We start from the raw sequence: 10,320 nt of genomic DNA, 5'->3' as shown, positions 1-10,320 counted from the left end.
GACTGCGCGCGCTCAGCCGCGCGGGGGATCGCCGCCGGCGCCGCGCATCAGCCGGCCCAGCCCGGCGGCCGTGGCGCCGGCGGGCGGCAGCACCGGCACCGCGCCCAGGCCCAGCAGGGCCAGCAGGGCCACGAGCAGCGCGGAGGTGAGCGGCAGCAGCACCAGCACCGACTGGCCCGGCCCCACGCCCTGCCCGACCAGGCTGGCCTGGGCCGCCACTAGCTGCGCGCGCAGGTCGGCCGCCGTCAGGCGCTGGGGCGCCGCATCGCCCGGCCAGCATACCAGCTCCGGGGCGCCGGCCGGCGCGGGCGGCGTCGTCAGGGCGGGCAGCAAGGCCTGACAAAAGTTGAGTTGCATGGCAGCAGGGGGGTAGGCGGTTTCGCTGCGCCAAAGCTGCGACGGCGGCTGCCGAAAACAAGAACAAAAGTTGAAATTATCAGACATCGCCTGGCCCGATTTAGGGTAGTTGGCCAGGCTCATTACAGAAGGCATCCGCCTTAGTCAATAAATTGACAATAAAGGTTTTATGTTGAAAATAAAACAATATTTCTGATAGATGTCGTGCCTAAATAATCTGACATCAAAAATTTCTATCTTGTCTGCATAAGGACCGGTTTTTTTCTTTAAAGCGCCGCTTTCTACGACTGGCCGGGCACCGGCCCTATTTCCTGGTCGCCCCCCGGCCGCGCTGGCCGCGCCGGGCCCGCTACTGGCGGCGGCTTTTGGGGAAGACCAATAACAAGTTGAAACACTTCCGATGGGCTGGCAGTTGGCAGCGAGCCAAAAATTAGCGGGCACCGGACAGCTATAGCCATCGGCCGGCCGTATCAGGGCCGCTACGACTACTTATTCTACCCCACTTTTTTCTTTCCCTTATCATGCGTTTCTTTCCCTTACTGCGCACGGCCCTGGCCCTGGGCGTGCTGCTGGGCGGCGCCACCGCCTGCTCCGATGATGATGACGACGACGACGCGCCGGCCGCTAGCCCGCAAACCATCACCATCAACCGCAAAGGGCTGTACCCGGAAGGCGTGCAGTATGATGCTGCCGGGCAGCGCTACTTCGTCAGCTCGCTCACGCGCGGCGCCATCGGCCAGGTGCGCGGCGACAGCACCTACACGCTGTTTGCCGACAGCCCCCGGCTGATTTCCACCATCGGCCTGAACTTCGACGCCGGCCGCAACCGCCTGCTGGCGGCCGTCTCGGACCCCGGCGCCGGCACCCGCAGCACGGCCGCCACCGTCGGCCAGCTCGCCGCCCTGGCTATCTTCGACGTGCCCGCCGGCGGCGCGGCCGGCGCGCTCACCAGCTTCGTGGACCTGGGCGTGCTGCGGCCGGGCCAGGGCCACTTCGCCAATGATATTGCCGTCGACGCCCAGGGCAACGCCTACGTCACGGACAGCTCCTCGCCCATCATCTACAAGGTTGATGCGGCGGGCACGGCCACAGTATTCTACGAAAACGCGGCCCTGGCCACCCAGCCCGGCCAGTTTGGCTTCAACGGCATCGTGTTTCACCCCGACGGCTACCTGCTGGTGGTGCACTCGACGCTGGGCCGGCTCTACAAGCTGCCTTTGACCAACTCAGGCGGCAGTGGCGCGCCCACGGCCACGGTCGTCGCCACGAGCCAGTCATTGATGGCCGGCGACGGGCTGCTGCTGCTCAACAATCAGACCCTGCTGGTGGCCGCTAACGCGCAGAGCAGCGTGTTCCGGCTTACCTCGTCTGATGGCTTCGCCACGGCTCAGGCCAGCGGCACGTTTGCCACCGGCGCCACCTTCCCCACCACGCTCACCCGCCGCGGCGACGGCGAGGCTTACGTGCTCTACGCCTATCTCGACAAGATAGCCGTCATGCCACCCCAGCCGACCTTCACCATCAATAAGGTGCAATTCTAGGAGCGGCCGGCTGGTTACTACTTTCGCGGCGGGCTGCTTTTGCAAAAAGGCGGCCCGCCGTTTTTATGCCGCCGTGCGGGCTTGGTGGTCCGCGACTCGAATCGCCAAACGGCGCATTCGCCTGACCACCAAGTCCGCACAGCGGCGCTACAGTGCCTGTCCTCATCATGTCCGCCATTATCCCTACCCCCCTCATTCGGCCCATCCGGCCCGCCGACAACGCGGCGCTGGCCGCCATCATTCGGGCCACACTGGCGGAGTTTGGCGCCGCCAAGCCCGGCACGGTCTACTACGACCCGACCACCGACCACCTCCACGAGCTGTTTCAGGCCCCGCGCAGCCAGTATTTCGTGGCCGAAGCCGCCGATGGCGCCGTGCTGGGCGGGGTCGGCATTTTCCCTACCCCCGGTCTGGGGCCGGGCGTGGCCGAGTTGGTGAAAGTGTACCTGAGACACGCCGCCCGCGGCACCGGCCTGGGCCGCCGCCTCATCGAGCAGAGTCTGACCTGGGCGCGCGAAGCCGGCTTCCAGCAGATTTACCTCGAAACCCTGCCCGAGCTAACCCAGGCCGTGCCCCTCTACGAGCGGCTGGGCTTCGCCTACCTGCCCGGCCCGCTGGGCCAGAGCGGCCACTTCGGCTGCACCATCTGGATGCTGCGCGCGGCGTAAGTAGGGCGCGGGGCTGGCCCCCGCCCGCCCGGCGCGCGAACGATGGTAGGGAACGACAGGCGCGGGCGCTGGGCGGGGGCCAGCCCCGCGCCCTACCCCCCTACTGCTGCTCCAAGCGCTGCAAGAGCTGCTCAATCTGGGCGGCGGCGGCGTCGATTTTGTCGAGGCCGCCGCGGGCTTCCTCCATCTGGCCGCGCTGGTACTGGCGCACCAGGTCGTGGCCGGTGTTGAGCTGCTGCTGCACGGCGCGCTCCAGTGCCCCGACCTCGGGGCGGGCGCCGAAGCGGGGCCGGGCCACCGTCAGCAGCCACTGCGCCAGCGGGTTCTGGCTGAAGTCGAAGAGCGCCGCGTCGGGCTCGCGCACGCCGTAGAGCACCGAGCGCAGCCGCGACTTGAACAGCACCTGCTTGATGCGGGCCTGCTGAAAATCAAGGGCGGTGAGCGGCATATCCGAAGCAGAAGGCGGCTCTAATCTGACTAGCAACCAGGGCCAAATGAAACGCAAAGAAACGGCACTGGCACCGGGTATTTACTAAAAAAATACGGGCGGTCCGTCGGGCAGGTGGTTTCTCAGCCGGGGAAGCTGGCCGCGCCCTCCCCGGCCAGGCGCCGCAGTGTGTGCCGGGCCTCGACCAGCTCCGTCACGTCGTAGGCGTAGCTGGTGATGCCCGCCGGCTGCCCGTTTTCCTCGAAGCGCTGGATGACGTAGGTGAAATAGGCCGTGCGCCGCGTCCCGGAGCCTTCCTCATCGAAGGCCAGCGGCACCTCGTGGGCGTGGTAGGGCTCGCCGGTGCGGTACACCTCGTCGAGCACCGAAGCCAGGCCCATCTCGCCCAGCTCCGGCACGGCTTCCAGGGCCGGGCGGCCCAGCAACTCGCGGTTGCCGAGCGCGGCCTGGTAGCTGGGGTTGACGAACTCGTAGCGATACTCCGGGCCCCGCACGATGGCAATGCTGGCCGGGGCCTGCATAAATAGATTGTAGAGCGTCCCGCGCTGCTGCTGGACTTGCTGGGCTATCTGGTACGACTGCTCCGAAAGGGCCGCCTGCTGCTCGGTGGTGTCGAGCAGCTCCTGCACCATCGTTTTCTGGTCGTGCACGTCGATGCCGCCGCCAATCCACATCGTCACCCGGCCGTCGGCATCGAAGCGCGGCACGTTGCGGCCCAGCATCCAGCGGTACTGCCCATCGTGGCGGCGCAGGCGGAACTCAACCTGGTACTCGCGGCCGGCGGCCACGGCCTGGCTGATTTCGCGGGCCACGCGGGCCTCGTCGTCGGGGTGCACCAGCTGCGCGGCCTGCCAGTCGCGGCCGGTCTGCGCAGTCTGGCCGGTGTAGGCCTGCCAGCGGGCGTTATAGTAGTCGAAAACGCCTTCGGCCGTGCTGGTCCAAATCATCACCGGCAGGTTTTCGAGGATGAAGCGGGTGCGGTCCTGCTCCTCGTCGAGGGCCTGCTCTACCTGCGCCGCGCGCTGCGCGGCCAGCGTGGCCGCCGTCACGTCCTGGGTGCGCTGCAAGATGTATTGCAGCTCACCCCGCGCGTCGAGCAGGGGAAAGTGCGAGGCCTGCCAGTAGCGCTCCTCGGTGCCGCCGCCCTGCTCGGCGGGGCGGGCCAGGTCATAGCGCAGCAGGTCCATGACGTGGGGCTGGCGGGTGCGGCGCACTTCCGTGAGTGAGGCGGCCAGCTCGCGCTGGCCCTGCGCCTCCGAAGGGTAGGCGGCGAAGATGCTGCGCCCCACGGCCTGCGCGCGCGGCAGCAGCGAAACCTGCACGTGGGCATCGGTATTGTCGAGCACGGTGCCATCCGGGGCCAGCAGCAGGAAGCTGTCCGGCAGCCGGTGGAACAGAGCGCGGTAGTCGATAGCAGGGATAGAATCGGGCATAAGCAGAGCGGGGCCGTGGGGCAGCCAATCAGGAAAAGAGCGGACGTAAAATTACGCGCCCGCTGAAAAACAAGCGACCTTATTTTTCAGCCCCTGCCGGGTACGAATGTGCTTGTAAAAACGACCTTCGCCGGTGCCGACAGGGGCTGGCCGGGCCGCTTCCACTTCCGCCGGGCCGCTGCTGCTCGTGGCCGCGCTCCTCGGCTTTGAGCCGCGCGAGCTGTCCGTAATCCTGGGCCAGGCCTCGCTTTCTCTGCCCCCACTTGTTTTGAAAACCAGCTGCGCCCAGCTTGACGACATGGTGGTGACAAGGCGCGCTGGGCGAAATCGCCGGTGGCCCTGACGGCGAATTATCAGCAACATGCGGCCCCACTGCGGGCTCGTGCCGCAGGACCGTAAGTCGGCGAAGAACCTGAATTACTGGCTCAGCTACGGCCTGCCCGACACCCGCCACGCGCCGGTCTGGTTCCGGCCGTGCCTACGTTCGCGGCGCGCCATAACGGGTCATTGGTGGGCAAACACTGGCTTGGGAAGCTGCATACGCTACCGGGCGCCACGGCCGGCAGTGGCAGCCCGCGAGTCGTCTGCGCCGAACTTTCAAGCTTTGAAACGCCGAGCTACCAGATTTGAGTCTGAATTTCAGTTACGTCACCAGCTTTATTTCAGTTACGTCACCAGCTTTCATAAAAACCTGACTATCGTGCACGTGGCCGGCTCCAGCGTGTTGGGCCGCAACCAGGTATTCGGCCACCGCTACGCTGCCACTCCGATACCAGCAGCCTCTAGGGCTGCGTGACTCAGACGCCGGGCGCATGGTATTCGTGGGTCTTTTCATTCCTATGCAATAAGGAGAAAGCGAATCCGAGTCAGTCGCCAGACTAAGTGGGGTAGAGAATTTATTCTAAAAATAGAATGAGCTAAGACTCTACTATATCGTCGATGAATTTTATAGGCGTAATATTTAGCAAATGGGCTACCAACTCTTTACGCGCATAAAACGCGCGGCTTGTGCTACCGTGACCCGCTCCTTTGGTTCGAGGCTGAATAAAGCGACCAAGCGCGCCGGATAATTTTTCGCCGTTCCGAACCGCTTCGCGAATTAACTCATAGTCTGCTTTCAAAGCTTTGACTAATCGAATGTCATCTAAATCGAAAGCGGCAATGCTGTGCAAAATAGAGCGCTCTTCCTGCTGGCTTTCATGGATGCGGGCCACCAGAAGCGTCTTACGCAGCTTGGTGTATAAATGGCTTTCCTCAAACTCCTTTTGCAAGACCTCGACCGGGTCCAGCATGGTGATGGCAATGGTTTCTTTTACCACCAGCTGGCCGTCTTTTCTATACTTGAGCGAGGTTGATTTTAATTCCCAACTTCCAAAATTTGGGGTTCGGGAACTGTTAAGCGGGAGCTTTAAGTAGCGCTCCAGGGTATGGCCCGCCCAGCCTTTGTTTTTCTTGTTATTAACGAATATGGCTACGCCGTGCTCGTTGGCCAGCGGCACTAAATCGTGATTTATAAGCTGTTGCAGCAATGCTATGGCGTCCGACCTTTCCATCTAGAGATTTTTAGTAGCTAACATTTCCAAGGCGGGAGTCCGGTCGCCCGAGCTGGCAATGCGCCGCGGCGCTAATAGCGTAGTGACGGAAAATCCCAGGTCCTGATAGAGCTGCATGATGCGCTCAGTCGCCTGATTGGTTACCACCATTGGCGTGTCCGTCTGGCAAAGCCAATTCGCTAATTTCTCCTGGTCTGCCCAGGCAAAATCCTCCTTGGAATATTGTGTAAATGGCGTATCGTAAGGCGGGTCAACGTACAAGAAATCATGGTCACCTAAATTACTGAACTCGAATGAGTTGTGGCGAATCTCCCAGCGGTTGACTGTAGCAGTGTAGTAAGTGAAGTCTCTGGTGTAATTAATTTTCTTGTAGCGTCCGAACGGTACATTAAATTCATTCTTGCTATTAAAGCGACACAAGCCATTGAAACAAGTGCGATTTAAATAATAAAAAAGGCTGGCCGCCTCTTTCGAATATTGTTGATTCGTGCGAATGAGGTGGTTAAACCGAAGTCTGGCCTCATAAAATGCTGTCTCTTCGTTTCGCATCTCCATTTCAACTAATAGCCCTTTTTGCAGCCATTGATAGAAATTTATCAGGTGCTCATTAATATCGGATAGTAGCGCGCGCTTCGGTTTTAACCCAAGCGCAACGCCCATCCCGCCTACGAAAGGCTCTACCAGCCGGCGAGTAGCAAACTTTTGCCAAATAGGTTGCAACTGAGGCAGTAACCACCGTTTTCCGCCCGCCCACTTCAAGGCCGGGCTAACGTCAAAGCTTTCCGTGGCCGTTACATAATCAGGAAACAGAGATTCTTCTACTTTACTAGGATAAGTCATCGGAGCTGCGGTGAGTAAGGCAAAGCAAAGGTAGCCGAACTGATTGAGCAGCCCTGCCAAGCAGCAGGCTCTTGAGTAGTAGGCCCACGGTGATGCGCAACTGGTGGGTGGTGGGGGTACAGAATTGCTAGAACGGTTTCGCGAACCGGGACGTGAGATGTTATCCGCCCTGTCCCGCACTTCATCCGCCCCCACTGACGCTTCAGCAACCCTGGTTTTGCGGCCCCCGCGCCGGCCGCCACTTTTGAATCATCAGCCCCGGCGGCCTCCGTCCGCTCATCTTCTAATCCTTATTTCCCTACCCCATGAAAGCTACCCTCCTCGCCCTGGCCCTGGCTGCCACTTCGCTTGCCGCCGCGGCGCAGCCCGCCGTTTCGGCGCGGGCATTGATTTCGCCAGTGGTTTCAGTGGTGCCCGCGGCCGGCGGGCAGCAGCTCACCACTTCCGACGGCGTGGCCCTGTATGTGCGGGTGGCGGGCCAGGGGCGGCCCTGCCTGTTTGTGCACGGCGGGCCGGGGGCGGGCAGCGGGGCGGTGGAGGCGCTGGCCGGCGCGGCGCTGGCGCGGCAGCGGCTACAACTGATTTACCTCGACCAGCGCGGTAGTGGCCGCTCGGGCAGCCCGGCCGGGCAGGACTACTCGCTGGCGCGCCAGGTGCAGGACCTGGAAGAGCTGCGCGAGCACCTGCACCTGGTGCGCTGGGTGCTGCTGGCCCACTCGTTCGGGGGCATTCTGGCCACGGCCTACGCCCGCCAGCACCCCGACCGGGTGGAGGCCCTGGTGCTGGTCAACAGCATCCTGAACCTGCCCGCCAGCATGGAAGCTACCATACCCTACGGCTACGGCCTGCTGCCCGCCGCCCCGCGCCCGCCCCTGCCCGGTTCGGCCGCGCCGCTACCCCAGCGCTGGGGCCTGGTGATGGGGCTGCTGGGGCAGCACAAGCTCCTGGGCCAGCTGATGTATGCCCACGACTCGACCGGCGCCCGCATCAGCCGGGCGCAGCGCGGGGTGCCGGCCAACCACGACTTCGCCACCAGCGTGTTTCAGGGCCGGTACCCGGAGTATTTAGCGGATTTTACGGCCGCCTCCGCCAGCCTGCGGATGCCGGTGCTGGTTATAACGGGCCGGCAGGACTACGTGACCGGCCCGGACCACTACCGGTCGTTTCGCTTTCCGCGCCAGCGGGTGGTGGTGGTGCCGGGCCGGCATTTCGCCCTGCTCGAAAACCAGGCGGCGCTGGGCACGGCCCTGCGCGGCTTTCTGCGCCGGCTGCCCCGCCTGGCCCGTTAGCTGCTAGCGGCCTCTCAGCGGCCTGATTCGTAGCTTCAACCGTTCAAAGTCGTTCATGAACTCTACCCCACCCCCTGCGCCCGTGCCCTTCGGCACGACGCTCGACGCCGCTTTTTCGCCGCCGGAAGCCAACGTAATCGGCGTGGGCAAGGCGCTGCGAATACTGCTGCTGGTTTCGGCGGTCGTCAGCGTGCTCCTGAACCCAGGGGCGCTGGGCAGCGCCTCCAGCTTCGCCCTCACCTACGCCTTCACCCTGCTGTACTCGACGGGATTGTGGCTGACCAACGGCTACCTGGTGGCCTGGCTCAACCGCCGCTACGCCTGGACCGTGCGGCCGGGGCGGCGCCTGCTGCTCACGCTGGCCGTGTCGCTGGGCGGCTCGCTGGCCGTCATTCTGCTCATGAACGCCGTATTGCTGCTGCTGCGGCAACGGCCACTAAGTCAGCTCTTTTCGGCGGCTATATACTGGCAGGTGCTGCTGCCGCTCATCGTGACGGTCATCATCTCGCTCTTCAACCACGGCCGGGCGTTTTTCTTTCAGTGGCGTGAAGCCGCCGTGCGCGCCGAGCGCCTGGAGAAAGAAACCGCCGTGGCCCGGCTCGACTCATTGCGCCGGCAGGTCGACCCGCACTTTCTGTTCAACTCGCTTAATGCCCTCACCGCCCTGGTCGAGGAGCCGGACCCGGCCCGCGCCGTGCGCTTTATCCGCCAGCTCAGCCAGGTGTACCGCTACGTGCTCGATAGCCAAAGCCAGGAGCTGGTGCCGCTGCACGAGGAAATCAGCTTTGCCGAAGCCTACGTTTTCCTCCAGAAAACCCGGCTCGGCGACGCCCTGTGCGTGGAGTGGGAGGGGTTGGCGGCGGGAAGGGGGGTAGGGAGTCCGGGCCTGATGGTGCCGCCGCTGGCCGTGCAGCTCTTGCTCGAAAACGCCATCAAGCACAACACCGCCTACCAGGCCCAGCCCCTGCGCCTGCACCTGCGCCTGGACGCCGCCGCCCGCACCCTCACCGTACGCAATACGCGCCGCCCGCGCCGCCTGGCGCCCGGCGAGGCCTCGGGCCGCGGCCTCGAAAACCTGGCCGCCCGCTACGCCTTTTTCACGGATAAGCTGCTGGCGTTTGGCCCGGTAGGAGAGGAGTTCGTGGTCGTGTTGCCGCTGCTGGCAATGGCCGACGAATAAAAAGGCGGTCCTGCTGCGCGCAGCGAAGCATCTCGCGCGGAGAAGTAATCAGGCTAATAGACCGTCCTGCTGCGCGCAGCGCAGCCGCAGCATCTCGCTCGCAGCAGTAACTCAGGCGTGAAGTGAAGCTGGATTACTTTCCCAAGCGAGATGCTGCGGCTCCGCTGCGCGCAGCAGGGCCACCTTTGCAGCAGGGCCGCCTTTTTACTCACTATTTATTATCAATGACTCCTAACTCCCTGAAAATATGCGCGCAATCATCGTCGAAGACGAGCCCCTGGCCGCCCGCCGCCTCGCCGAGCTGCTGGCCCGGCAGACGCCGCCCGTGCCGGTAGTGGGCACGGCCGAGTCGGTGGCGCAGGCCGCGGCCTTGCTTGCCAGCACCCGCCCCGCGCCCGACGTGCTCTTCCTCGACATTCACCTCGCCGACGGCCTCAGCTTTGAGCTGTTTGAGCAGGCCCGCGTGCCCTGCCCGGTCATCTTCACCACCGCCTACGACCAGTATGCGCTGCAAGCCTTCAAGGTCAACAGCATTGATTACCTGCTCAAGCCCATCGACGAGGCCGAGCTGGCCGCCGCTCTGCGCAAGCTGCGGGAGCTGCGGGCGGCCCCCGCGGCACCCGGCCCGGCCCTGCTCGACCCGGCCGTGCTTCAGCAGCTTATTCAGCAGTTGCAGGCGCCGGCCGCGGCGCCCGCCACCAGCTACAAGCAGCAGTTTGTGGTGCGCGTGGGCGAGCACCTGAAAGTGGTGCCGCTGGCCCATATTGCCTACTTTTTCAGCCTCGAAAAAGCCACCCTGCTGCAAACCACTGAGAGCCGCCGCTTCGTGGTCGACTACACGATGGACCAGCTCGAAGGCCTGCTCGACCCCGGCCGCTTCTTCCGCCTCAACCGCGCGTATCTGGCCCAGCAGTCCGCCATCCACGACATCATTCACTACACCAACTCCCGCCTGCAAACCATCCTCCGGCCCGCCGCACCCGCCGGCGAAACCGTGCTCGTGAGCCGCGA

At 63.7% G+C, this 10,320-nt stretch carries 10 protein-coding genes; 5 read left to right on the top strand and 5 right to left on the bottom strand.

The window, feature by feature from the left end:
• Positions 1-12 precede the first annotated feature (12 nt).
• Complete coding sequence (locus tag ACFE70_RS17180; RefSeq protein ID WP_375419012.1) at positions 13-357, bottom strand: AMP-binding protein; 345 nt, start codon at positions 355-357, stop codon at positions 13-15.
• 521 nt (positions 358-878) lie between these two features.
• Between ACFE70_RS17180 and ACFE70_RS17175 the strand changes: the two genes are divergently transcribed.
• Both ACFE70_RS17175 and ACFE70_RS17170 read left to right on the top strand, forming a co-directional pair.
• Positions 879-1,898 (top strand): SMP-30/gluconolactonase/LRE family protein, encoded by a 1,020-nt coding sequence (locus ACFE70_RS17175; RefSeq protein ID WP_375419011.1) that lies wholly within the window; start codon positions 879-881, stop codon positions 1,896-1,898.
• 167 nt (positions 1,899-2,065) lie between these two features.
• Positions 2,066-2,566: a GNAT family N-acetyltransferase gene (locus ACFE70_RS17170; protein ID WP_375419010.1), complete on the top strand. Its 501-nt coding sequence runs from the start codon at positions 2,066-2,068 to the stop codon at positions 2,564-2,566.
• Positions 2,567-2,666: 100 nt separating this feature from the next.
• On the opposite strand, the gene ACFE70_RS17165 is transcribed toward ACFE70_RS17170, so the two are convergent.
• The 4 genes from ACFE70_RS17165 to ACFE70_RS17150 all read right to left on the bottom strand — a co-directional run bounded on the left by ACFE70_RS17165 (position 2,667) and on the right by ACFE70_RS17150 (position 6,900).
• Positions 2,667-3,014 carry a hypothetical protein gene (locus ACFE70_RS17165; protein ID WP_375419009.1) on the bottom strand — a complete coding sequence of 116 codons (348 nt, stop codon included), beginning with the start codon at positions 3,012-3,014 and terminating at the stop codon, positions 2,667-2,669.
• Positions 3,015-3,136: 122 nt separating this feature from the next.
• Positions 3,137-4,447 carry a PAS domain-containing protein gene (locus ACFE70_RS17160; RefSeq protein WP_375419008.1) on the bottom strand — a complete coding sequence of 437 codons (1,311 nt, stop codon included), beginning with the start codon at positions 4,445-4,447 and terminating at the stop codon, positions 3,137-3,139.
• Positions 4,448-5,364: 917 nt separating this feature from the next.
• Entirely contained in the window at positions 5,365-5,946 is a 582-nt protein-coding gene (locus ACFE70_RS17155; RefSeq protein WP_375419007.1) for an MvaI/BcnI family restriction endonuclease, read from the bottom strand.
• A gap of 54 nt (positions 5,947-6,000) precedes the next feature.
• Positions 6,001-6,900 carry a DNA adenine methylase gene (locus tag ACFE70_RS17150; RefSeq protein WP_375419006.1) on the bottom strand — a complete coding sequence of 300 codons (900 nt, stop codon included), beginning with the start codon at positions 6,898-6,900 and terminating at the stop codon, positions 6,001-6,003.
• A 245-nt stretch (positions 6,901-7,145) separates the two neighbouring features.
• Here ACFE70_RS17150 and ACFE70_RS17145 point away from each other — a divergent pair, with 245 nt between their 5' ends.
• The 3 genes from ACFE70_RS17145 to ACFE70_RS17135 all read left to right on the top strand — a co-directional run.
• Positions 7,146-8,129, top strand: coding sequence for an alpha/beta fold hydrolase (locus tag ACFE70_RS17145; RefSeq protein ID WP_375419005.1), 984 nt, complete (start codon positions 7,146-7,148; stop codon positions 8,127-8,129).
• 55 nt (positions 8,130-8,184) lie between these two features.
• A complete protein-coding gene (locus ACFE70_RS17140; protein ID WP_375419004.1) occupies positions 8,185-9,309 on the top strand; it encodes a sensor histidine kinase in 1,125 nt (374 codons plus the stop codon).
• Positions 9,310-9,556: 247 nt separating this feature from the next.
• A partial coding sequence (locus ACFE70_RS17135) for a LytR/AlgR family response regulator transcription factor (protein WP_375419003.1) occupies positions 9,557-10,320 on the top strand: 764 nt, incomplete at its 3' end.

The sequence above is a fragment of the uncultured Hymenobacter sp. genome (assembly GCF_964243305.1).
Lineage (GTDB): Bacteria > Bacteroidota > Bacteroidia > Cytophagales > Hymenobacteraceae > Hymenobacter.
Note: the sequence above shows the minus strand (reverse complement) of the source record. Positions and strands in the feature narration are given on the sequence as shown.